The organism is Pseudoalteromonas sp. NZS37 (assembly GCF_015864265.1).
Taxonomy (GTDB): Bacteria; Pseudomonadota; Gammaproteobacteria; order Enterobacterales; family Alteromonadaceae; genus Pseudoalteromonas; species Pseudoalteromonas arctica.
Genome location: NZ_JADYXL010000001.1, coordinates 541,895 through 567,189 on the forward strand (window position 1 = coordinate 541,895; position 25,295 = coordinate 567,189).

22 protein-coding genes are annotated in these 25,295 nt (G+C 37.9%); 11 read left to right on the forward strand and 11 right to left on the reverse strand.

The genetic code is table 11. The annotated features are described in order from the left end of the window. The first annotated feature begins 3 nt into the window (after positions 1-3). The 3 genes from rsuA to I6F47_RS02510 all read left to right on the forward strand — a co-directional run bounded on the left by rsuA (position 4) and on the right by I6F47_RS02510 (position 2,785). The gene (rsuA, locus tag I6F47_RS02500) at positions 4-702 is read left to right on the forward strand and encodes a 16S rRNA pseudouridine(516) synthase RsuA (RefSeq protein WP_024589792.1); all 699 of its coding nucleotides are present in this window, start codon (positions 4-6) and stop codon (positions 700-702) included. Between the two features lie 386 nt (positions 703-1,088). Beyond that, complete coding sequence (gene rluA / locus I6F47_RS02505) at positions 1,089-1,742, forward strand: bifunctional tRNA pseudouridine(32) synthase/23S rRNA pseudouridine(746) synthase RluA (RefSeq protein ID WP_024589793.1); 654 nt, start codon at positions 1,089-1,091, stop codon at positions 1,740-1,742. Between the two features lie 92 nt (positions 1,743-1,834). Beyond that, positions 1,835-2,785, forward strand: coding sequence for a DUF3530 family protein (locus tag I6F47_RS02510; RefSeq protein WP_197183253.1), 951 nt, complete (start codon positions 1,835-1,837; stop codon positions 2,783-2,785). Here the strand turns inward: I6F47_RS02510 and djlA are convergent. From djlA to I6F47_RS02525, 3 genes are read right to left on the reverse strand one after another with little or no spacing between them, the layout of a single operon-like run. Next, positions 2,768-3,634 (reverse strand): co-chaperone DjlA, encoded by an 867-nt coding sequence (gene djlA / locus I6F47_RS02515; RefSeq protein ID WP_007585079.1) that lies wholly within the window; start codon positions 3,632-3,634, stop codon positions 2,768-2,770. The two genes, I6F47_RS02510 and djlA, sit on opposite strands and share 18 nt — an antisense overlap. Before the next feature lie 31 nt (positions 3,635-3,665). Beyond that, entirely contained in the window at positions 3,666-4,322 is a 657-nt protein-coding gene (gene murU / locus I6F47_RS02520) for an N-acetylmuramate alpha-1-phosphate uridylyltransferase MurU (RefSeq protein WP_197183254.1), read from the reverse strand. Next, positions 4,319-5,320, reverse strand: a complete 1,002-nt coding sequence (locus tag I6F47_RS02525) for an aminoglycoside phosphotransferase family protein (protein WP_197183255.1) — start codon at positions 5,318-5,320, stop codon at positions 4,319-4,321. The genes murU and I6F47_RS02525 overlap by 4 nt, the downstream gene beginning before the upstream one ends. Before the next feature lie 111 nt (positions 5,321-5,431). Between I6F47_RS02525 and lptD the strand changes: the two genes are divergently transcribed. The 8 genes from lptD to I6F47_RS02565 all read left to right on the forward strand — a co-directional run bounded on the left by lptD (position 5,432) and on the right by I6F47_RS02565 (position 16,427). Next, complete coding sequence (gene lptD, locus I6F47_RS02530) at positions 5,432-7,684, forward strand: LPS assembly protein LptD (protein WP_024589798.1); 2,253 nt, start codon at positions 5,432-5,434, stop codon at positions 7,682-7,684. Between the two features lie 30 nt (positions 7,685-7,714). After that, positions 7,715-9,010, forward strand: a complete 1,296-nt coding sequence (gene surA / locus I6F47_RS02535; RefSeq protein WP_197103619.1) for a peptidylprolyl isomerase SurA — start codon at positions 7,715-7,717, stop codon at positions 9,008-9,010. 2 nt (positions 9,011-9,012) lie between these two features. Next, complete coding sequence (pdxA, locus tag I6F47_RS02540; protein WP_197183256.1) at positions 9,013-10,005, forward strand: 4-hydroxythreonine-4-phosphate dehydrogenase PdxA; 993 nt, start codon at positions 9,013-9,015, stop codon at positions 10,003-10,005. Beyond that, positions 10,002-10,808 carry a 16S rRNA (adenine(1518)-N(6)/adenine(1519)-N(6))-dimethyltransferase RsmA gene (gene rsmA / locus I6F47_RS02545; protein WP_007585090.1) on the forward strand — a complete coding sequence of 269 codons (807 nt, stop codon included), beginning with the start codon at positions 10,002-10,004 and terminating at the stop codon, positions 10,806-10,808. The genes pdxA and rsmA overlap by 4 nt, the downstream gene beginning before the upstream one ends. After that, complete coding sequence (apaG, locus tag I6F47_RS02550; RefSeq protein ID WP_007585091.1) at positions 10,792-11,181, forward strand: Co2+/Mg2+ efflux protein ApaG; 390 nt, start codon at positions 10,792-10,794, stop codon at positions 11,179-11,181. The genes rsmA and apaG overlap by 17 nt, the downstream gene beginning before the upstream one ends. A gap of 8 nt (positions 11,182-11,189) precedes the next feature. Continuing rightward, the gene (locus I6F47_RS02555; RefSeq protein ID WP_197183257.1) at positions 11,190-12,008 is read left to right on the forward strand and encodes a symmetrical bis(5'-nucleosyl)-tetraphosphatase; all 819 of its coding nucleotides are present in this window, start codon (positions 11,190-11,192) and stop codon (positions 12,006-12,008) included. A gap of 136 nt (positions 12,009-12,144) precedes the next feature. Continuing rightward, positions 12,145-14,160, forward strand: a complete 2,016-nt coding sequence (locus I6F47_RS02560; RefSeq protein WP_197183258.1) for a methyl-accepting chemotaxis protein — start codon at positions 12,145-12,147, stop codon at positions 14,158-14,160. A gap of 824 nt (positions 14,161-14,984) precedes the next feature. Further along, positions 14,985-16,427: a capsule assembly Wzi family protein gene (locus tag I6F47_RS02565; protein ID WP_197183259.1), complete on the forward strand. Its 1,443-nt coding sequence runs from the start codon at positions 14,985-14,987 to the stop codon at positions 16,425-16,427. A gap of 516 nt (positions 16,428-16,943) precedes the next feature. On the opposite strand, the gene galU is transcribed toward I6F47_RS02565, so the two are convergent. The 8 genes from galU to I6F47_RS02605 all read right to left on the reverse strand — a co-directional run bounded on the left by galU (position 16,944) and on the right by I6F47_RS02605 (position 25,295). After that, positions 16,944-17,834, reverse strand: coding sequence for a UTP--glucose-1-phosphate uridylyltransferase GalU (gene galU, locus I6F47_RS02570; protein WP_197183260.1), 891 nt, complete (start codon positions 17,832-17,834; stop codon positions 16,944-16,946). Between the two features lie 198 nt (positions 17,835-18,032). Beyond that, the gene (locus tag I6F47_RS02575; RefSeq protein ID WP_197183261.1) at positions 18,033-19,037 is read right to left on the reverse strand and encodes an NAD-dependent epimerase; all 1,005 of its coding nucleotides are present in this window, start codon (positions 19,035-19,037) and stop codon (positions 18,033-18,035) included. 154 nt (positions 19,038-19,191) lie between these two features. Next, positions 19,192-19,539, reverse strand: a complete 348-nt coding sequence (locus I6F47_RS02580) for a four helix bundle protein (protein ID WP_024600307.1) — start codon at positions 19,537-19,539, stop codon at positions 19,192-19,194. Between the two features lie 99 nt (positions 19,540-19,638). Then, positions 19,639-20,805, reverse strand: a complete 1,167-nt coding sequence (locus I6F47_RS02585) for a nucleotide sugar dehydrogenase (RefSeq protein WP_197183262.1) — start codon at positions 20,803-20,805, stop codon at positions 19,639-19,641. A 444-nt stretch (positions 20,806-21,249) separates the two neighbouring features. Next, positions 21,250-22,332, reverse strand: coding sequence for a UDP-N-acetylglucosamine--undecaprenyl-phosphate N-acetylglucosaminephosphotransferase (wecA, locus tag I6F47_RS02590; RefSeq protein WP_197183263.1), 1,083 nt, complete (start codon positions 22,330-22,332; stop codon positions 21,250-21,252). A 66-nt stretch (positions 22,333-22,398) separates the two neighbouring features. Further along, entirely contained in the window at positions 22,399-23,220 is an 822-nt protein-coding gene (locus tag I6F47_RS02595; RefSeq protein WP_197183264.1) for a glycosyltransferase, read from the reverse strand. After that, a complete protein-coding gene (locus I6F47_RS02600; protein WP_197183265.1) occupies positions 23,217-24,395 on the reverse strand; it encodes a glycosyltransferase family 4 protein in 1,179 nt (392 codons plus the stop codon). Before I6F47_RS02600 ends, I6F47_RS02595 begins: the two co-directional genes overlap by 4 nt. After that, on the reverse strand, positions 24,396-25,295 hold the full coding sequence (locus I6F47_RS02605) for a glycosyltransferase family 2 protein (RefSeq protein ID WP_197183266.1): 900 nt from the start codon (positions 25,293-25,295) through the stop codon (positions 24,396-24,398). It lies immediately after the preceding gene.

Below are 25,295 nucleotides of genomic sequence, written 5' to 3' on the forward strand. Positions count from 1 at the left end.
AAAATGAAATTCCCTTGCCGCTTAGATAAATTTATTAGCCACTTAGCTGAAATACCGCGTACCCAAGCTCGCGCGAGTATTAAGCGAAAAGAAGTAAGCGTTAATGGCGAAGTAATCACATCACATAATTTTCAGCTAGCCCAGCAAGATGAAGTACTGCACCAAGGTACACCTTTGGTATTTTTAGGTAAGCGTTATTACATGCTAAACAAACCTGTTGGCTATGTATGTGCTAACAGCGACGAGCTACATAAAACTGTTTTTGACTTACTTGATGAGCCAAATATGAGCGACTTTCACGTAGCAGGTCGCCTTGATATAGATACCACAGGGTTAGTTATTATTACTAATGATGGCGATTGGTCACATAAAATTACGTCGCCTAAAAGCAATAAATTTAAAACCTACCTCGTCGAAACCCAAGAGCCGATTACCGATGAAGCGCTTGAGCAATTACGTACAGGCGTCATGCTGCATAACGAAAAAGATTTAACCCGCCCAGCTATAGCAGAAAGACTTGCTAATTACGGCCTGCGTTTATCAATAAGTGAAGGTAAGTATCATCAAGTTAAGCGTATGCTTTACGCGGTAGATAACAAAGTAGTTGAGCTGCATCGCGAGCAAATTGCGGAAATTACCCTAGATGAAAACTTGGCCAGTGGTGAATATCGATTATTAACAGCGCAAGAAATTAAGCTATAAAAGCGCTTTAAAGGAGCCTAAGTTTGGATATACTAGGGCGTGTTGAACTTTGTGGATTGAAATTTGTTCAATCTAGGGGCGATTTAATCGCGGCGCGAGGTTTGTAACCTAGTGGGCTAAGTAAAAATCGAGCAACAAAGAGTTAATCGCCCCTAGAAAGAACCCAAAGGGCAGAGCATGTTTGGCATTTATGCTGCGTTATCGCCTAATTATGGGGAATAACCACACTACATAGGCTCTGCCTTGCCTAAAAACCAAACATACTACTGCAAATTCAACCACCAACGTTCAACACGCCCTAACTAAAACAATATAGCCAAACTTTTACTTGAGCCTGTTGGCTTGCTCTACTAAAATAGCGACCTTCAAAATTACTAAGGTCGGCCGTGTTAGTTAATTACAATCCCCCTATGAGTCCGTATTTAACGATACTTTTTCAGGATGACGACTTACTGATAGTTAATAAACCAAGTGAGTTATTAACTGTCCCAGGTAAAGATCCTAAACATGCCGACAGCTTAATTAATCGCGTTAATCGTGTTTTTCCAACAGCAAGAATAGTGCACCGCTTAGATATGGCGACTTCTGGCATACTGTGCCTTGCCATGAATAAAGCCGCGCACAGACATTTAAGTATGCAGTTTCAAGAGCGCGAAACAGCTAAACGTTACATAGCACGTGTATACGGACAACTTGAAGCTGAAACAGGATCAGTAGATTTACCCCTTATTTGTGATTGGCCTAATCGCCCAAAACAAATGGTTGATCACGACAGAGGTAAACCTTCGCTTACGCATTTCAAAATACTTGAGCGTGAAGAAAATGCAACCCGTGTAGAGCTAACTCCCATCACTGGTCGCTCGCATCAACTACGTGTGCATATGTTAAGCCTTGGTCATCCTATTTTAGGTGATAGACTTTACGCCCACAAAGAGGCACTTGCTGCCGCTCCTCGCTTACAATTACATGCACAAATGCTGCAATTAAAGCACCCCGTAACTGAGCAAGTACTTACTTTTGAAGCCGAATTAGAGTTTTAACAGGTTCAAATTCACTAGCTAATTCGCTCTATACATTAAACTTTTAGATAACCTTGCCGATACCTAACTAATTGTCATTAGTTAGGTGCGTTATGCTATTTCCACGGTTTTTAAAAGGGGCTTTTTATATACAGCTCAGCTGTGCCCTACTTTTAGCTAACCCCATCAGCGCGGCTGAACATATTGCTCCACCTAATCTATCAAGCATTGAAAATAGCGACATTGAGCGACTACTTCCAAGCGATGAAATAAAGCCTATATTGGCAGGTGAAACAGAATTTTTAAGCCTTTACAGCGAGTATATGAGTAGTAATTTTAGAGGTATCGTAATACTTATACCCGATTGGCACTCTTCACCTACCAATAATTCAGGTATGAGCTACTTACGTAAAGAGCTTAATTATTTAGGCTACAGCACCTACGCAATGACAGTACCCGACATTGATTGGCAAGCAAGTAAAATGGCCGAAGCAACGCCTAATGAAGCAGATACAGCGCCTAGTAAAGCCGAGGAACCTGCATCACCCGACACACCAACAAACGCACAACCACAGCCTGCAAAAATAAAAGAAGAACCTCATTACGTTAATGCAATTGAAAAAGTAACTGACGACATACTTGATAACTATAAAATAAATCTAATTTCTCGTTTTAATGCGCTGTATCAAACCGCTATGGAAGATTCGAGTAATATAGTGGTTATTGCACAAGGTACAAGTGCGGGTGTGTTGTTGGAGTACTATGCAGATTTTCCAGATGAGAGACTAGATGCGTTTATAAGTTTGAGCAGTTACTTACCTAATACTAAACGTAACGAAAGTTTGAGCCAAACAGCGTCACTTGTTACACCCGCCTTACTTGATATTTACTATGCAAATGACAGCACAGACATTTTAATGAGCCTTAAAAATCGTCAGCGCTGGGTGGACCGAAATGCAAAATTTGATTACCGCCAACGCCAGTTGTTTGGCCTGCGCGATCAACCCGATCAACACGCACGCCTAACAAAAGAAATAGACGGTTTTTTACGCCGACTTTTTTAAATACTCATAAGCAGCTTGAATATCTTGGCTCTTTTTAACAGCCAGTTCCATCATGTGTTTTGGTAGGCCTTGCGATACTAATTTATCTGGATGATGTTGCGACATAAGTTTACGGTACGCTACTTTTATATCACGCTGCGTTGCATCGCTACTTAAGCCTAATAACGCCAATGCTTGCGCACGGTTCATATTATTATTTGGCGGTACATGGTGGCCAGAACCTTCACGGTAACTACTACTTTGACCTTGGTTTTGTTGCTGCTGATTAAAGCGCTGTTGTTGCTTTCTAAAGTTAAACTCAGCTTGATAACGTTTTAATACAAATGCAAAGTGTGTTTTAGAAATGCCTAGCTGTTTACTTACTTCTGCTAATAATTGCTTTTCTTGTTCGGCTAGCACTCCATCAGAAAACGCCATTTGAATTTGTATTTCTAAAAATAACTGTATTAGATCGTTTCGTTTAGCAAAGCGTTCTTTAAAATCGTGTACTGTTTCTTTAAGTGAAAAGTCGCTCTCTTTACCTGACTGAAATGCATGTTGTGCTTCGCGGCGTTCTTCGCCTTTTAAGCCCATTTCATCCATAAACAAGTTAGCCGCTTTTATATGTACTTCGCTAACTCGACCATTCGACTTCGCAATGTGCCCCATAACAGCAAAGCAACTTGAAAAGAATAAAGCTTGGCGCTCGTGAACATCGTCACCACTAAATAAGCTAGAAAAGCCGCCTGCTTTATCAAAGTTATTTTTTAAGCTTTTATCAAATAAATGACCTAGGTATAAACCTAAAATGGCACCAAATATTTTGCCAAACATAAAGCCAAAACAAAAACCGAGAATTTTTCCCCACATTTATAATACTGCCTTCTTAAAAATTGAGTTATTACGCCTCAAGGCGCGTGTTTAATTGGTTTAAACGCTCTGGTGTACCAATATCATCCCACTGCCCTATATAGAGCTCAGTAGAGACTAAATGTTCATTTAGCTTTTCACGTAAAATAGGCCCTAAAGGGCGAATACCTTGCGTTAATCCTTTAAAAAAATCAGCCTGATACCGGCCAATCCCTGAAAATGTATATTTTTGACTATCTGGCGATAAATGGCTCAATGCAAAGTCGCCATCTGGATTGTGTGGCGGGTTTTCTATAAGCACTATGTGCGCCTCACCGGGCTGTAAATGAAGTTGCATTAGCGCACTTACATCATAGCCGGTGTATACATCGCCATTTACTACAATGAACGAGTCACCCAACAGCGGTAACGCTTCAATTATACCGCCAGCCGTTTCAAGGCCACCTTCAACTTCTTGGCTATAAAGTATATTTACGCCAAATTGGCTGCCATCTTTAAAGTAGTCTTTTATTTTATCACCCTGCCACGCAAGGTTTATTACAATATCGGTAATACCGGCAGCTTTAAGATTATTTATATGGTGCTCAATAAGTGGTTTTTCTGCCACTTTTAACATTGGCTTTGGCATATTTTGCGTTAGCGGCATCATACGCTGTCCGCGCCCTGCAGCTAAAATCATCGCTTTCATGAGCGCTCCTTTGCCAACTTTTCAGTCACTTTTGGCACTATGGTATTTTTTGTCCACTCACTCAATGCTTTAAGGTCTGGGTAATTTGCCGCTACTTCAATAATATAATCAAGCGTCGGTAAAATATTATCTAAATAACCTGTTTTACCGTCGCGCAAATATAATCGACAAAATATACCCGCAGCCTTTAAGTGGCGCTGTAATCCGGTTAAATCAAACCAATATTTAAACTCATCAAATGAAGTGTTAGCCAGTAAATTTTGAGCCATAAATTCTTGATAAGCAAAATCAAGCAAGCTTGTTAACTCTTTTTGAGGCAGTTTAAAGTAGCAATCGCGTAGTAGCGATACTAAATCGTAGCAAAGCGGCCCGCGTACAGCATCTTGATAATCTATAATTGCCCACTGGCCGTTACTGTTCATAATATTACGGCTATGGTAATCACGATGAACGGTAACAGTGGGTTGCTCAAGCATGGCCTTTATTAATAGCTCTGAACTTGTTTTCCACATTACGTTTTGCTCTGCGCTTAGTGGCTCATTAATAAAGTCACTCACTAACCACTGGCTAAATATATCAAGCTCTAGTGTTATAAAATCTTCGTTGTACGCTTGCATAGCAGAAGCTGTGGGCGTTTTTGCCCACTGAGCACTTAAACTAATTAATGCTTGGTAATGCTCGGTGCGATTTGCATCATCAAGCATGTCAGCTAGGTGCGTACTGCCTAAATCACTGAGGATAAAAAAGCCCTGCTTTTCATCACTTGCAATAATAGTGGGAAGTAAAAAACCTTGCTTAACAAATACCTGGTTTAGCGAAATGTAAGGTTCGTTATTCACTTTTTGCGGATCTGAGTCCATCACTATTAAATGCTTATTATCATGATTTAAACGGTAATAACGGCGAAAGCTAGCATCACCTGTGATCGCGTTTAAAGTATGCGACTTGGCATTAAGGTGTATGTTTATAAATTGTTGTAAATTCTCAAAGCGTGTCATTTTATAAGATATCTATTTTTCACTAAGTTAATTAGGTCAATTACTGTAATTGCCATTATTTTCCTTTATTATGTGTATATTATATTAAACACACAGTATTAAGGTCGATAAATGAGCAAAACCTGGGGCATATTGATGCTAAGCGTAGTTAGCGCACCATCGCTTGCCGAAACTGAACTGGCACACAACCTTTGTGGCATTTCAATGCAAACCAGAGCTTGGCAACCACTTGAAGGCCTTAACCTTGGTGAAGTTGATATTCAAGCTGATGATGTTGAGCTACTTGGCACTCAAAGCGCTGAATTTACCGGCAATGTTGATATTAACACCCTTAAGATGAGTTTGTCCGCACAAACTGCGTTGATAGACAAACAGCGTGGTTTATTAAATGCAACGGGGCCAATTACTTATCAAGATTACGTAAGTAAAGTAAACAGCACCGGATTAAATGCCGATTTAAATAATTCAGAAGTCAGTTTGTTAGGCGCCGACTACAGCCTAACCGAACAACAAGGTAAAGGCGGCGCTGAAAAGCTCACTGTTAATCAGTCTGGCCTATTACTCATGAATGCAAGCTTTACTACTTGCCCAAGTGACACCCCAGTATGGGAAATCGAAGCTGACGAAATAAACCTTTCACGCGAAGAAGGCTGGGGCGAAACATATAACGCCGTATTACGTATTCTCGATACACCGGTTTTATATTTACCTTATTTTACATTTCCGCTGGATGAGCGCCGTAAATCGGGGTTACTTACCCCGACTATTTCAAGCTCTGACAAATACGGTCTTGAAACAATTACGCCGTATTATTTAAATATTGCACCTAATTTTGATGCCACTATTACGCCTCGTTATATGTCTAACAAAGGGCTACAATTACAAACCGAATTTAGATACCTAACAGAGCAACATGAAGGCTTAGTAGGAATTGAATATTTAGATAGTGATGATTCTGAGCCAGACTTAAATGAACGCTATATGTTTCATTGGCAACAGCAAAGTTATCTGGGTGAAAACTGGCGCGCAAACGTTGATGTAACCAATGTAAGCGATGATAACTACATCACCGATTTAAGCTCAAATTACGCAAGTAAAACCGATACTCAGTTATATCGTACTGGTTCACTTACTCATTTGGGTGATACATGGCGCACCGATATTAAAGTACAAAACTTTGAAGTATTGGGCGATCACTTGGAGTCATACACTGCAATACCACAAGTTAATTTTACGCAAACTGCTCCATGGCGTTTTGATAATTTTGACTTTAGTGTGTCAGGTGAAATTAGCCATTTTACTAATGATTCATCAGAAGTGGCCATAGACAGCGCAACTCGTGTACACGTAGAGCCTAAAGCACGCTATAACTATGCAACGCATGCATGGTCATTTTTATCTGAAGTGAGCTTACTGCAAACTAATTATAAGCAAAGCGGAAACTTAACAGGCACGCAGTACAGCGACACCGTATCGCGTACTATTCCTAAAGTACGTTTGTACTCTCAGCTTAATTTTGAGCGCGATGCATCTTACTTTTTTGAAGATGCTATACAAACGCTAGAGCCTCAAATTCAATATTTATATACGCCTAATAAAGACCAGTCAGACATTGGCTTATTTGATACAACCAAGCTACAAGACGATTATTATGGTTTATTTAGAGACGTGCGCTTTTCGGGTGTTGACCGCATAGCAGCCGCGAATCAATTTACGTTAGGTGCTACAACGCGCTTGTTTGATAAAAAACAAGAAGAAGTATTTAACTTTAGTGCCGGCCAAATATTTTATTTAAGTGACGATGCCAAGCCAACAGAGCAAGGCTTAAACTCAGACACTAATTATAATGCACTATTTGCAGCTCAAACCATGTTACATTGGCACCGCCGTTGGTACCTCGCTGGAGGTATTCAATACGATACAGATGGCAAGCAAATGGTACAGTCAAATGTAACGCTTGATTATAAAGGTGATAATAATCAGCTAGTACAATTGAACCATCGCTATGCAAATGATGTCTCAGGAAATACAATCGAGCAAGCAGGTGTATTTACAAGTATTCCTATTAGCGACGAATGGCAATTTATTGCGAGCTATCATCGAGATCTTGAAAACAACAGAAGTATCGAAGTATTGAGCGGATTACAGTATGAATCATGCTGTTGGGCTATCCAAATTACTGGGCACCGCCAAATTGAAACAGATTTAAATCAATCAATAGGCCAAGAACAAGCAACTTTTGATTCAGGTATTAGTTTGAATTTTGTATTAAAAGGACTTGGCAGTAAAAGCCGTTATGATGCACAAAAATTATTACAACAAGGTATTTTTGGCTATCGTAGACCGTATTTTCTTAGTAACTAGAGTACTATCAGCAAGAGTAGTAAAAAGAATATGAATTTAAAAAAATTATTAACATCAGCAGTTTTAAGTGCCAGCCTTTGTCAAAGTGCAATGGCCGCACCAGTAGAAATAGATAAAGTTATTGGCGTTGTAAACCAAGGCGTAATTTTAAAAAGCGAAGTAGACACCATTATTAATCGTGTTAAAAAGCAAGCCGAAGAACAAAACCAGCAATTACCAAAAGATGAAACTCTTCGTGTACAAGCCGTTGAGCGTTTAGTAAATCAAGCCCTTATGATACAAATGGCTGACCGTATGGGGTTACAAATCTCAGACAGTCAACTCGATCAAACTCTTGCTAGCATGGCACAAGAGCAAGGTGGCACAATTGCCGATTTGCGCCGCACTATTGAAGGTTCGGGCGAAAGCTTTCAAGCTTACCGTGAAGAAATTCGTAAAGAAATTACAACGCAGCAAGTAACACGTGCAAGTGTCGATCGCCGTATTTATATTAGCGAGCAAGAAGTTGATAACCTTTTAAAAATTATGGAAACCCAAGGCCAAAGTGCTGAAGAGTACGACATTGGTCATATTTTAATAGATATCCCTAACGATGCGAACGCTGACGAAATTGCTGGCGCAAAAACACGCGCAGATAAAGTTATTGAGCTATTAAACGATGGCCAAGAATTTAAGCGTATTGCTATTTCATCATCAAGCGGCTCTAAAGCACTTGAAGGCGGACAGCTTGGTTACATGGGCATTAACGAAATGCCATCGCTTTTTGCTGAAGCAGTAAAAGGCCAAAAGAAAGGCGCTATTGTTGGCCCTCTTCGCTCTGGTGCTGGTTTTCATATCATTAAAGTACAAGATGTTCGTGGCCTACAAGTTGTAGAAACAACAGAAGTGCGCTCACGCCATATACTAATTAAACCTTCAATTATTTTAAGTGAAGAAAAAGCACGCTCAATGCTTGCTGGCTTTGCAAAAGACTTACGCGCAGGAACTGCCGACTTTGGAAAGTTAGCTAAAGAGTACTCAGAAGATCCAGGCTCTGCACTTAAAGGTGGCGAGTACGATTGGACAGATCCAACTACCTACGTACCTGCGTTTAAAGATACATTGCTTTCTCTTAAGCAAGACGAAATAAGCGAACCGTTTAGAACACAGTTTGGTTGGCATATTGTGCAGTTACTTGGTAAACGTGTAGCTGATAAAACTGAGCTAGCTAAACGTAACCGTGCTCACGGTATGTTGTTTAACCGTAAATTTAAGGAAGAAAGTTTTAACTGGCAGCAAGAAATGCGCGAGCAAGCTCACGTTGAAATTTTCACAGCAGACCAATAAATATGACCTTAAGAATTGCTATTACACCGGGTGAACCCGCCGGTATTGGCCCAGATTTGCTACTCACACTTGCTCAGCAAGCGTGGGATGTTCAACTTATAGCGATTGCCGATGGCAAACTATTAAAAGAGCGCGCAAAACATTTAGGCTTAACAATAAACTTAATTGAATTTGATGATAATGCCTCCGCCATCGCAGCACCTGCTGGCAGCTTGTATATTCATCAGGTTGATTTAGGGGTTGATGTAGAACTTGGCGTACTAAACGACGGTAACGGACAATACGTGTTAGATACCTTGCGTATAGCAAGCGAAAAAAACATGGATGGCACCTTCGATGCAGTTGTTACAGGCCCGGTTCACAAAGGCATAATTAACAAAGCAGGTATTTCGTTTAGTGGGCACACTGAGTATTTTGCGCAGCAGTCAAATACTGCTGATGTAGTTATGATGCTTGCAACAGAGGGCTTACGCGTTGCACTTGTAACCACGCATATTCCACTAGCGTATGTATCGCGTGCCATTACACCTGAGCGTTTAACTAAAGTAGCGGGTATTTTAAATCACGACTTACAAACTAAGTTTGGTATAGAAAAACCACGTATTTTAGTGTGTGGCTTAAACCCGCATGCAGGTGAAGATGGCCATTTAGGTCGTGAAGAAATAGAAACAATCACACCAACGCTTGAGATACTTAGAAGCGAAGGTATGAATTTAATTGGCCCACTACCGGCCGATACCTTATTTCAAGATAAATACCTATCTGAAGCAGATGCAGTGCTTGCTATGTATCACGATCAGGGATTACCTGTGCTAAAATACAAGGGATTTGGTAAATCGGTAAATATTACCCTTGGCTTACCATTTATCCGCACATCAGTTGACCACGGTACTGCACTCGATTTAGCAGGGACTGGTACAGCTGACGTTGGCAGTTTTGAATTAGCGATCCGCGAAGCAATTAAGCTCGCCCAAGAAAAAGCACAAAATCAATGACCGATAAAGTACATTTAGGACACCGCGCTCGTAAGCGTTTTGGGCAAAACTTTTTATTTGATGAATCTATTATCGATAAAATAGTCTCTGCGATCGATCCTAAACCAGAAGACAACCTAGTAGAAATTGGCCCCGGCCTTGGCGCAATCACTGAGCCAGTAGCCGAATTAAGCGGCCATTTAACGGTTGTTGAATTAGATAAAGATTTAGCGCAACGATTAATTGAACACCCATTTTTGGGTCCTAAATTAACCGTTAACCAAGGCGATGCAATGACGTTTGACTTTGCAAGCTTGGTTCGCGATGACAAAAAATTAAAAGTGTTTGGTAACTTACCTTACAACATTTCGACACCGTTATTGTTTCATCTTTTTGAATTTTCAGATCATATTGAGCACATGCACTTTATGCTTCAAAAAGAAGTAGTAAAACGCATGGTAGCAGGCCCAGGTAGTAAAACATTTGGCCGCTTAAGCGTAATGACTCAATACTACTGTAATGCAATGCCGGTTGTTGAAGTACCACCTGAGTGCTTTAAACCAGCGCCAAAAGTTGACTCTGCTGTTATACGTTTAATACCTAAAAAGCCAGAGCAACGTACAGCAAAAAGCGTTAAAATATTAAACACTGTGTGTTTAGAAGCCTTTAATCAACGCCGTAAAACACTGCGTAACAGTTTAGGTAATTTACTAACTGCAGAAGAGCTTACTAGCATTGGCATTGATATAACGCTGCGTGCTGAGCGCTTATCTTTACAACAATTTATTGATATAGCTAACTGGATTTATGACAACAAGCAGTAATATTGGATCGCCTGTAAAGGTGTCTGTAGAAACATTTTACGTAGAAGGCCAATCTCAACCTGAGCTTGAAAAATACGTATTTGCTTACTCAGTAACGATTAAAAACCATAGTTTATGTAGTGCAAAATTACTGAGCCGCTATTGGTTAATTACCGATGCAAATGGCAAAGAAGTAGTAGTAGAAGGTGAAGGCGTTGTTGGCGAAATGCCAGACATTGGCCCAGGCGAAAGCTATAAATACACCAGCGGTGCAATTTTAGATACACCTGTAGGCACTATGCAAGGCCATTACACATTACGCAACGAATTTGGCTCTGAGTTTCAGGCGCCTATTAATGTGTTTCGTTTGGCTTGTCCTAACATTTTGCATTAAGCACTTAAATGGCAGATTATGCGATAGGTGATTTACAAGGGTGTTTTAGTGAATTTAACACCCTTTTGCAACGTGTTGATTTTAACCCAAGCAAAGATCACCTTTATTTAGTTGGCGACATAGTTGCCCGCGGGCCAGACTCCCTAGCCTGCTTAGACTACATTTACCAACATCAAAATAGCATGACCATCACTTTAGGCAATCACGACCTTCACATGGTTGCCTGCTACTTTCTTAACAAACCTACCAATCCAAAAGATAAACTAAACCCAATATTTGAAAGCCCAAAATTAGCGCATTACATCGCTTTTTTACAAACCCAACCATTGGCTTTAGAGCTTATAAAACATAACTGCTTTATATCTCATGCCGGATTAAACCCCGATTGGTCTATTGACTATGCGCTAAAACAAGCACAATTTGCACAAAGCTGTTATCAATCAAATAACGCTAAAGCATTTTTTGAACACATGTATCAGCCTCACCCTATTGAGTGGTCAAGCACCCTTGATGACTTTGAAAAATTTAGATACATAGTTAACTATTTTACCCGCATGCGATTTTTAACAAATGATAACAAACTCGAGCTTAATGCAAAGGGTGCAATAACCGATAGTCAAACACTAACCCCTTGGTTTAACCATCCTAATATAGCTAAAACTAAACACGATATTATTTTTGGCCACTGGGCCGCGCTTGAAGGTAGAACAGATAATCCAAGGGTTCACGCCTTAGATACAGGCTGTGTATGGGGTAACACCATGACCCTAATGGAGCTAAGTACTAAAAAAGTAATTATCGAAAAATCCCATCTTTCGTCTAAATAAACTGAAAAAAAACAATACATCTGTTAGATTTATCAATTAATAGTTAAAATTAGTTAAAGTAATTGATTTTAATTACTTAACTTATTGGTACAAACGCCGATAAGTCTTAATTGAAGTACTTTTGAGTGGAAATCTTATGAACCTGACAGTAAGCCAACGTATTTGGGGTGGTTTTATATTTATCACACTATTATTATTAATAATTGGTGGTAACTCCTTAATAAAAATTGCAAATATTGACCGCTCCACTCAAAAAGTGAACCAACTATCACTCCCAGCATTAAATAAAAGCTCAGAACTACAAGCCGAATTTATTTTAATGAGTAAAGCCGCTCAGGCGAGTTTTTACACTACTTCTGCAAATGAACTAGCCCCCATTAAAAAGCAAGTTTTTGAGCAAAAGCAGTTATTCAATACCCTTCATCGCGAACTTCAAGACGTAGTTAAAAATGATGCAACGCTTAATCAAAGTAGCCAAAATGTAGAAAAAACCTACTTAAGCTTTTTAAGCACAGTTGAAAGCTTATTAGAAGATAAAAGCAAACAGCTAGCATTAAACAAAACATTAAAAGCACAATTAGAAAATATAGAACTAAGTGCAGAAGATGCTAACTCTGTTGTACTCGATATTACCGACATTGATGGCTTTGAGCAAAACCACCCTCGTGCTTATCAAGCTGCAAACAATTTAGAAAATAACTTTATGTCAGTGGTAAGTAACAGCACTGATATGCTAACTGTTAAAACGCTTAATACACTCGATATTGTTAAAAACGAGCAAACCTATTACCTAGAAGAAGTAACGCGTACCATTGCCTTAATTAAACCGGCTATTGAGCAAACTCACAGCGATTTATACTCAAGCTTAAAAGAAAATGTTGATACTTTAGAAAACAATATAAAAGGTAGTAGTGGTTTAGCTGCAAACAAAAAACGATTAATTGACTCTATTACGCTAACAGAGTCAGAGCTTGCACAGTCAGAGCAAGCCACCAAAATGGCACTTAACCAAATTGATGAGTTAGTTAATCAAGCAAGTGACGTTGCCTTTAAATTACAGCAAGGCGTACGCAGCGACGTAGACTCAGCAAACTTATGGACGTGGGTTGGTATGATTATAGCCACCCTTTTAGCTGTAGCGATTGCTATTATTACTGTTAGCCGCATTACTAAACCACTTGCTGAAGTTAACCGAATTTTAGATATTGTTGCCAGTGGCGACATGACACAACGCTTAGACGACAGCGCTAAAGACGAATTTGGCGAACTATCTAAAAGTTGTAACACCCTAATTGATAACTTACGCAGCCTAATTAAAGGCATTATTTCGCGCTCTACTCAGCTAGCAGCAGCATCAGAACAAACATCTGCCATTACCGCAGAATCAAGCCAAGCAATTCGTAACCAACAAGCACAAGTTGAGCAAGCCGCAACGGCAACAACCGAAATGAGCAGTACATCGCAAACGGTTAGCAACAGCGCTCAACAAGCACTTAGCGAAATTAAAAATGCTGATAAAGAAGCTGAGCGCGTTAAAGGTATTTCGAATAACAATAAAGCCACGATTGAGCAATTAGCACGTGAAGTAGACGACGCCTCTCAAGTCATTAATAAACTACATCAAGATAGCGCATCAATAGGCAGCATTTTAGATGTAATACGCGGAATAGCGGATCAAACTAACCTACTTGCACTAAATGCCGCAATTGAAGCTGCACGTGCTGGTGAATATGGCCGTGGCTTTGCTGTTGTAGCAGACGAAGTACGCTCTCTAGCGAGTAAAACTCAAGAGTCGACCCAAGAGATACAATCAATGATTGAGTCTCTTCAAACAGGCGCAGAAGCTGCCGTAACAGCAATGAGTAAAGGTAAGCAACGTGCGGTATCGTGTGTTGAGCAAACAGACCTAGCAAGTAGCGCTCTTGATTCAATTACATTTGCGGTTTCGCAAGCTCACGATGTAAGTGAAGAGATTTCGACTGCCGCACTCGAGCAACAACAAGTAGCACAAGAGATTAGCGAACGCCTTGAGTCGATTGTAGCCATCGCAGAGCAAACAGCCGAAGGCGCAAACCAAACCAACATTTCAAGTTCAGAAGTAGCAAAACTTGCCGAAGAACTACGCTTGTCGGTAGACGAATTTAAAGTTTAGCTTTACTAAAACGATTAAAAAACCCCGGTGGTACTATGTACCATCGGGGTTTTTATTTATCAGGACTTTAAAATCGAGATGTAAAACTTTACCGGTAAGCACCTAGCTTGCTCACGTAAAAAACACAGCTTTTAATATTTATACTTAATAGACTACCTACTTTTGCCTTCACTAAAGCGTAGCGCCCTCTTGACCTTTTTGTGAATAAATTACTTAAAACCTTATTGCACAAAGAGAAGCAAAAGAGGAGTAAATGAGAAAACATAAAACATAGTAATTATGTATTTTTACTTCTCTAAAGCGCAGCGCCCTCTTAACCTCTTTGTGAATAAATCACTTAAAACCTTATTGCACAAAGAGAAGCAAATGAGGAGTAAATGAGAAAACATTAAAACAATAGTAATTATGTATTTTTACTTCTCTAAAGCGCAGCGCCCTCTTAGCCTCTTTGTGAATAAATTACTTAAAACCTTATCGCACAAAGAGAAGCAAAAGAGGAGTAAATGAGAAGACATTAAAACAATAGTAATTATGTATTTTTACTTCTCTAAAGCGCAGCGCCCTCTTAACCTCTTTGTGAATAAATAACTTATAAATCTATTTTTTGTCGGTATAAGTTATTAAATGCGTTCACCACTTGCTTTATAGCAAAACACTACATGCAAAAATGCGCTCAATTTAACGGCTAGTCTATCCCCTGCGAATGATAGCTTGCTTCTATATATCCCGACTAATATATCGCTTTTTTCTTCCTTACTTAGTCGTTTATTGCTAACCTCGCGTTAACGTTTTTACTTAAACAAATTTTTGCTAACGGAATAATTATGCTCAAAAAAATATCACTGTTTATCGGGATGGCAGTCAGTGCAAATGCTGTTGCTAAAGGTGGCGTATCACCTTATTTACCTTTAAATCAAGCCCCAGAACTTGAGCACCAAGTACAACGACTTTTAGCCGTAAGTAAAAACACACATATTATGAGCAAGCCTTATAAAGCGCACGATATTTATAGAGTACTGCAAACAGTAAGGCATACTTACCCAGAACTATATCAAACACTTTCGTACCAACTTAGCCCTTATATTCAAAGCGATGCGGGTACATTTGCAAAAGTAACGCTTGCTGCTGGCACAAAAGATAAAACATTGCCAAACCAACGCGGCCAAACCACTAAAACCAACTTAATTGTTGAAGGCGGCGCTTACGCTAACTTCGGGCGTTACTTTGGTGTAAGTGTTGCAGGCATAGCCAACGAAGACGAAATATTACCTACACAAAGCTTTTTTTACCTTGGTAATAAATACGCGCAGCTAGATGTAGGCTACCGAGAGCATTGGTACTCACCTTTTAACGACAGTGCCATGCTATTAAGCACACAAGCTAAAACAACGCCTTCTATAACGCTTAGTAATGTAGAGCCAATAACCAGCTTTAATATTCGTTACGATATGTTTATTAGTAAAATGACAGAGCAAAGCGGAATTTTAAAAGAAGGTAAGCAAACAGGTGTGGCAAGAGTTTATGAACCAGGTAAGCCATATTTATTTGGCTTACATACTAGTTTTGCAGCAACCGATAATTTAACAATAGGCTTAAGCCGCTTAATGCAGTTTGGTGGCGGTCCGCGAAGCGTTACAATTAAAGATTTTACAGAAGGTTTTTTTAGCCCTGGAAGTAAAGATAACGTAGGAAGAGAAGATGCTGATGAGTTTGGAGAGAATTTTGAGCTTGGCGATCAATTAGGCTCAATTACTTTTGCCTATAACAATAGTATTTATGCGCTACCGTTCGAGTTTTATGGTGAAGTTGCACTTGAAGATACATTAGGTGGCTCTCGCAATAATGCATATAGCTTTGGTGTTTACTTACCGTTTATTGCTAACAACCACAGCTTACGGTTTGAACACAGTAATTGGCAAAAACTTTGGTATGCCAATGGTATATACCTAGATGGCAACCGTAATTCAGGTAATGTAATTGGCCACTGGGCGGGTGATGAACACGACTACATCGACTACACTCCAGCTAAATCTATGAGCGTAAACTGGCATTGGCAATTAAGTAAAATAGAAAACTTAAATACCACTATTCGTATGCTTAAAAATAAAAACGAAGGCTATAAAACAAGTTACGAACTGCAAACAGCGTACACACGCAAGTTGAGTAAACCAATAATGGGTGCTAAAAGTTGGGGAGCTGAGCTATATCAAGGAAAGGATGTATACGGGGAAACATTTGCTAGGTTAGGTGTATTTGCTAATTTTTAACACCCCGTAGGTGCGAATTTACTTCGCGTTCATGTAATTTAACTCTACCAAAGCGAGGTATAAAACCTCACCTACGATATATGTACCCTGTAGGTGCGAATTTACTTCGCGCTCATGTAACCTAACGTTACAAAAGCGAGGTATAAAACCTCACCTACAACATATGCCACCCTGTAGGTGCGAATTTACTTCGCGCTCATCTAACCTAACTTTACCAAAAGCGAGGTATAAAACCTCACCTACAATATACGTACCCTGTAGATGCGAATTTACTTCGCGCACATGCGATTTAACTTTACCAAAAGCGAGGTATAAAACCTCACCTACAATATATGCCCCCTGTAGATGCGAATTTACTTCGCGCTCATCTAACTTAACTTTACCAAAGCGAGGTATAAAACCTCACCTACAACATATGCTTCCTGTAGGTGCGAATTTACTTCGCGCTCATCTAACTTAACTTTACCAAAAGCGACGTATAAAACCTCACCTAGGGGATATAAATTAACTATGTTATTAATTTTTACCATTAACAAAGGTATTTATATACTGAGCAAAATCTTTACCTAGCTTTTCATCGCGCATTGAGTATTCAACAATTGCTTTTAAATAACCTAACTTATCGCCACAATCGTGCGAAGCGCCGCTCATATGGAATGCTTCAACCGTTTCTTGTGTCATTAACGCATCAATAGCATCGGTTAATTGAATTTCGTCACCAGCGCCTACAGGCGTTTTAGCAAGTAATGGCCAAATATTTTTACTAAGTACATAGCGACCAACAACAGCAAGGTTTGAAGGAGCAATATCTACAGCCGGTTTTTCAACCATTGTTTTAATTGCTGCACTCATACCTGGGGCAAGTTGCACACCGTTAATATCGGCAATACCGTATTTACTTACATCCTCCTGAGCTACAGGCTCAAGCATAATCTGGCTTGCTTGTGTTTCGCTAAAGCGCCTAATCATCGCAGCTAAGTTTTCGGTTTTTTGATCTGCTGTATATGCATCAAGTATTACATCTGGAAGTAACACTACAAAATCGTTATTACCTACAATAGGTTTGGCACATAAGATTGCATGGCCTAAACCTTTCGCCTCACCTTGGCGTACACTCATAACTGTTACGTCTGGCGGGCAAATTGATCGGACTTCATCAAGCAGCGCACGTTTTACTCGTTTTTCAAGTGTGGCTTCTAGCTCGTAACTTGTATCAAAGTGATTTTCAATTGCATTTTTAGAACTATGCGTTACTAAAACAATATCTTTAATGCCAGCAGCAACACATTCACTAACAATATATTGAATAAGTGGCTTGTCTACAATTGGCAGCATTTCTTTAGGAATAGCTTTGGTCATTGGCAACATACGAGTGCCAAGGCCCGCAACAGGAATAACAGCTTTCATGGGTAGTCCTTTATCTGTAAATTAATAATTTTTAAAGTTAATAGGTTTAAAATAGGTGGATGGTAAATAAAAAGTAACTTTCAGTAAAATTTAGCTCACCAATGGTTTAATGTGTTTAGATTAACCAATCTAAGCACATTAAAAAACACTGCCTCAAATAGAAAACAGTGTTTTTAAATGACTCACTAATTGTAACTTTTATTTATAAAAGTCTTTATACCACTTAATAAGCTCACTTACGCCTTGCTTAACACCAACCTGCGCTTTATAGCCCGTCGCATTAAATAAATCTGTAGTATCAGCATAAGTTTTATAAACATCGCCGGCTTGCATTTCACGGAAGTTCTTTTTAGCTTCAGTGCCTAATTCAGCCTCAATGGCTTCAATAAACTTCATTAGGTTTATTGGGCTACCGTGACCAATATTATAAACCGCATACGGCGCAGAGCTAGAAGCTGGCGAACCGGTTTCAACTCTCCAGTCAGAGTTTGCAGCAGGTATAACATCAGCAGCACGAACAACGCCCTCTACAATGTCATCTATGTAAGTAAAGTCACGCCACATATCGCCATTGTTGTTTATATCAATAGTGTCGCCGGCAAGTATTTTTTTAGTAAAAATATACGGTGCCATATCTGGGCGACCCCACGGGCCATAAACGGTAAAAAAGCGTAAACCTGTTGTAGGTAAACTATATAAATGAGAATAGCTATGCGCCATTAGCTCATTCGCTTTTTTAGTTGCAGCGTAAAACGACACAGGGTGATCAACACTGTCGGTTGTTTCAAACGGGGTTTTTTCGTTTAAGCCATATACAGAGCTAGATGAAGCATAAACCAAGTGCTTAACTTTAGTATTACGACATCCTTCAAGCACATTTAAATGCCCTACTAAATTAGAGTCTGCATAAGCATCAGGGTTCTCTATTGAGTACCTAACACCGGCTTGCGCTGCCAAATGTATTACTTTATCAAACTGCTGTGCTTTAAATAGCTCGCTCATTGCTGGGCGTTCACTTATATCAAGCTTAATAAATGTAAATGCTTCATGGCTTTCAAACTGCGCTAAACGTGCTAGCTTTAAATTTACATCATAATAGTCATTAAGGTTATCAATACCGACTACTAAATGGCCCGCCGCTAATAATTTTTGGCATGTTGCCGCGCCAATAAAACCAGCAGCACCCGTTACTAAATATTTCATAATTTCCTAATCTTTAAGCTGATAAAGTTGAAAGTTGAAAGTTGAAAGTTGAAAGTTGAAAGTTGAAAGTTGAAAGTTGAAAGTTGAAAGTTGAAAGTTGAAAGTTGAAAGTTGAAAGTTGAAAGTTGAAAGTTGAAAGTTGAAAACTAAAAGCCTAATCCCAAGTTTCAATAGTTTTCATTAAGGCAGATATCATTTTTGATAACTGCCTAGACTCTTCTATCCAGATTTCTGCTGTTTTTGTATCAACCTCTCCAATTTTTAAGGCAATATATATTTGTGAGCGAAGCTCACCACAACTACCTTTAGAGTAAGAGAGAAAACGGCAGTAATCTTTAGCTGTCTTTCTCTCATAACCCTCAGCAATATTTGATGAAATTGATAATGCAGAGCGTGTAATTTGATCTTTTAAACCAAATTGCTTACTTGCCTTAAAATAAATAAAAACTTCACAAGCTAAATCGGCAGAGCGTTGCCATACATTTAAGTTCTCAAATTGCACAACGCCCCCTAATATAAATTTACCTTAGTTTTTGACTTATACTTTAGCCTTTAGCCTTTAGCCTTTAGCCTTTAACCTTTAACCTTTAAACTTTGTTTATTAATCACTACCAAACAAATCGCGAGTATAAACTTTGTCAGCAATATCACTCAATTCATCAACCATGCGGTTAGACACAACAACGTCAGATATTTGCTTAAACTCGTTTAAGTCTTTAATTACACGTGAGTGATAAAACTCATTTTCTTCAAGTACTGGTTCGTAAACTACAACCTCAATACCTTTAGCTTTAATACGCTTCATAATGCCTTGGATGGCAGAGGCTCTAAAGTTATCAGACCCTGTTTTCATTACTAAACGATACACACCAACTACTTTAGGGCTGCGTTTAATTATTGAGTCTGCAATAAAGTCCTTACGCGTAGTATTAGCATCAACAATTGCACCAATAATGTTGTTTGGTACATTTGCATAGTTTGCACGTAGCTGCTTTGTATCTTTTGGTAAGCAGTAACCACCGTAACCAAACGATGGATTATTGTAATGGCTACCTATGCGAGGGTCTAAGCTAACACCCTGTATAATTTGCTTACTGTTCAAGCCATGTGCTTCAGCGTAGCTATCAAGTTCATTAAAATAAGCGACACGCATTGCTAAATAAGTGTTAGAGAACAACTTAATAGCTTCGGCTTCTGTTGAATCGGTAAAAAGTACTTCAATATCTTCTTTTATAGCACCTTGCTTAAGTAAGCTAGCAAACACAGTTGCGCGCTCACTTTGCTCACCAACGACAATACGTGATGGGTATAGGTTATCGTGTAGCGCTTTACCTTCACGTAAAAACTCTGGCGAAAATATTAAGTTATTAATACCAAGTTTTTCTTTAATACTTTGCGTAAAACCAACGGGTATAGTCGATTTAATAACCATAACTGCATTTGGGTTATGTGCTATCGCATCTTTAATTACAGCCTCTACTGAGTTTGTATTAAAATAGTTATTTTCTACGTCATAATCAGTGGGTGTAGCAATAATTACAAAATCAGCGTTTTTATAGGCTGCTACTTTGTCGGTAGTTGCTGTAAAATTTAAATCACTACGAGTTAAAAACTCACTAATCTCAGTATCAACTATTGGTGACTTTTTATTATTTAAAAGTGCGATTTTTTGTTCGTCTATATCTAATGCAACCACTTCATTGTGTTGTGCTAGCAACATAGCATTAGAAAGGCCTACATAGCCTGTACCTACTACGGCAATTTTCATATTAATCCTTTAAGATTAGTTAATAAGTAATAAAATGATTCTATCAGAGTTATAAATTAGGCTCTAGCTAAAAGGCTTAAGCTAAAATGTAACATCGTATGATATTACTCGACGATCTCAGAAATTTACCTAAGCTGCGCTTTGAAAGTACATTAACCTTTAATTTATTTGTGAGTAAATCACCTAAGGTTTTTTACTTAATAGTAAAATAAAAGTGGATGACTATTCTGATGAACACGTTCTTTGTAGATTTGAATTTACTGCGCACTTAAGTAATTTACCTTTACAAAAGCGAGGTGTAAAACCTCACCTACAATATATTCACCCAGCAGGTGCGAATTTATTTCGCGCTCATGTAATTTAACTCTACCAAAGCGAGGTATAAAGCCTCACCTACAACATATGCCACCCTGTCGGTGCGAATTTACTTCGCGCTCGAGTAATTTACTTACTCGCAGAATATTGTTTTTCTGGTAGATCTAACTTGCGTCTAAAAAAGTTTATAATTCTACAGTAGTTAATTAGTACAACTAAATAAGCTGCAAAAATAGCTATAAAGCTGTAAAACATTAAAAATTCTGGTATTACAAAAACCTCACCAATTATACCTACACCAGCAAATATTGACGCAATTGAGCATATTAAAATAAGAGTTTGTGTAGGCGAGCAGCCTAAACGTTGGCAAATATGGTGTAAATGTTCGCGATCGGGTTTAAATGGTGATTTACCCTGTTTAATACGACGTATCATTATTGCTGTCATATCCATTAATGGTAGTGCAATTAGCCACAATGCAGTTACTGGGCGTATCATAGGGTTCCCTGGAGTTTGGCTTGCGCCAATTAATAGCCAAATAACAGTAAAACCAATCATCATACTTCCTGCATCGCCCATAAATACTTTTCGCTCACGACCTATTAGGCCAAGGTTCATAACTATATAAGGGATCATACACACGACTAGTAATAGGCATAAATAACTTAAGCTTTGCTCGTTACCCATACTTAGTAAAATACCAATAGCACCAAATGTAACTACCGAAAGGCCACCTAAAAGACCATCAATACCGTCAACCATATTAAAGGCATTTATACAACCAATAACCGCGAAAACAGTAATCATTCCGCCAACATAGCCATAACCTAAACTAATATCACCAAAACCTAATATATTACCTAGAGTAACTAACTCTGCTTTAGCAAAGTAAATCATTGCTATAGATATAAGAGTTTGCACTAGCATACGTATTTTCACACTTAAATCATACCTGTCATCTAATGCCCCAACAACAGTCAATCCTAAAATACAACATATATATAAATAAGCATGGTTAATCATGTTAGGATGCGAATAAATATATTGTACAATAGTGATGCATATAGCGACTCCCCCGACCAAAGGAATATTGCCAGTATGTATTTTACGGCCTGACGGTTTATCAACCAAACCAATTTTACGTGCAGCTTTTCGCATTAAAAACAACACAGCAAAAGCAATAAAAAATGTAAAAAGCAAATCTAAAATCATATAGTTCCTTAGTTCAATTTAACAATGCAAATCACTTTCATGTTTAAAATAAAGACTAATAGAATTTCATCTTAAATATTTGTAAGCAAATTTTTTAATAACGGGAGGAGAAACTCTTAGAGAAAATAACACTAGAACATGAACTAAATTAGTTAAACTTCGATTATTCAAATGCTTCATTGCATATAACCTAGATTTAAAGTCATTTATGGCTTTATTAAGCCCTCTCCTTTTATAAAAATTATCATCGATCCTAAAATCCAAAAGTGGTTTTTCAATATTAGAAAATACTTTACCTGCTGCAAGTAGGTCAACCCATAGATAGTAGTCTTGTGTGTTTTTTAACTCAGATTTGTAACGAAAACCTTCTTTGCTAAATATACTCATCTTAAAAACAACTGTAGGATGATTAAAAGGACATTTTTTTATAATATTTTTAACAAGTATTTTATGCTCTTGCACAGCTAATTTTTTGAATAAAAAACTACCATCTTCATTAATTTCATTCAAACCAGAGCCTAGGACATCTACTTGTGGATTCTTCTCCAAATACTCAACTTGAGTTTCTAAACGCTTTGTATAAGATACATCGTCAGCATCCATCCGAGCCAAATATTTGAAACGATTCTCTGATGCGATTTTAATAATATCATTTAGTCTTTGAGCTAGACCGTTATTCTCTGGGAAGTAAAGTAGCTCAATTTTATGATTACTTTCGTAATCACGTAAACATGAACTAAGGTGTTTTCCTACTTGCCCATCTACGGCTATATAAAGTGTAAAAGAGGTATATGACTGATTCAATATACTTTCAATAGCCTCTTTAACAAACTTTGGGTTATCTGCACAATATACTGACATTGCTACAGCCACAGTCCCCTTGTTCATAACTGATTTATCCCCAGTGACTTTTGGGTTTCAAAAACCCAATATTCTTGAGAAGAGATGCTTCTCATTTTTCGAGTTGATTTACAAAGTTCATTGTAAAACTGAAAGTCGAACAACTTATTAACTTCGGATTCAAGGGCTCTATTATTCCCAGATGGAAATAATAGGCCATTAATCTCATGCTTCACAAAAGCCTTTACACCTCCAGCATCAGCAACAATAACAGGCTTACCTATTGCCCAAGACTCCATTATAACTCGTGGAAACCCTTCATAATCATTTTCAGAAGGAACTACAATTGCATGACAGCTATGGATATACGATTCAAGTTTATTATTTTTTATTTGACCTAAGAAGTTTATACAATCAGATTTTATGTATTTCTCCCTAAGGCTTATTAAAGCAGAGCCTGATCCTATAATATCAAGATGAATATTCTTCCCATCTTTTTTCAGCTTATTAATAACGTAACATAAGTTGTGTATACCTTTATCTTGCTGAACTCGGCCTATAAATAGCAAGTTAAGTTGAGTATCCGTATCATTAATAGAGATAAATGAAGGAGAACGAGGTTTAATTGTTGAATCTACAAATTGATAAGTATTAGAGTTGTAAGCCTTACAAAAGTCATACAAAACATTACCTGTGCAAAGGTTAATTGTATTTGAGTTTTCTGATATTTTAACAAGCATTTTCTTCAACATTAGTGAAATAAAAAAGCCAAAAGCTTTTTCAAAAAAATTATATTTATCATTTTTCCACCCGTCTAAAATATTTGCGCACATATGGTTATATACTTTAAAACCGCGTTCTAAAGCTAATAGTGAAAACAGCACACTTCCAATAGTAGGATTTCTTACCCAAACAGGCTTTCCTATATGCTTATCTAAGATCAAATTAGATGACTTTTTCCAATTTTTATAAAAAAGAGGACTACGAACACACTTAAATATAAATTCTTTAGTACTACTATAACTTGGTAGAATTTCTATCTTATCGACCGCACATATAGCGCTAGCACTACTAGCTCCAATCATATTATAGGTTTGTTGGGCTACAACACTGACGTTATCTTTCCCGAACATCCCTTGTATAAATGCTAGTGATGATTTGTGCGAATAGGCATTATCTTTATCAAGATAGAATGGTTCCATAGTGCATGCTAATACTTTCATTTAACGTCGCTTTCTAATTGTGGTTTGCAAAAAATGAATAATTCTCTTCGGTAAATATTTTTTTATTAAAAAAGAAGCGTTATATTTTAGATAAGCATAAAACACCTTATTATTTACTGCGTATTTAAAGCCTTTAATATAATCTTGATGAGCAATAAAAGAACGCAACATTATTATTTTTTTGAATCCAACCTTAGATCTCTTAGTAAAATAACGTTCGTATAATTCAAACCATTTTTGTGAAAAAACATAGTCATTTTTTTTAGGTATTTGTATGAAATCATATAGTGGTTCATCTAATATATAAAAATGAGAACCAATCTCTTCAAGTGAAAAGCATAACTGATAGTCTTGGTGACGCTTCAAGTCATGAAATGGAGCTTTTAAAGCTAATGACTTCTCTAAGAATATACCACTGGTTTGAATTAGGCCTAATGAGTGGAAAATATAGTCAGAGACTTTTTCATTTTTTAAAATGCCTCTTTTTGGAACTATATAATCAATTTCATCATCAATAACTCTACATTTACTATACACAACAACATTTTCATCTTGGTTTTCAACATTCAAGCTTTTAAAAAACATTAGTTGTTTCATTATTTTGTCTGGATACCATTTATCATCATGATCTAAAAATGCAATATATTTCCCCTTGGACTCTTTGATACCTACATTTCGTGAAATCCCTCCACCTAAATTAGAAGTATTCTTTAAGATCTTTACTCTCTCATCATTTTTATATCTATTGATACACTTTACAGCTGAAACTGGAGATCTATCATCGATGATTATAATCTCAATATCTTTATAACTTTGTTCCAGAACACTTTTTATAGGAATATCTAAGTCAAAATAGCATTTAGAAAAAAATGGTACTATAACACTGACTAAATCTGGCAT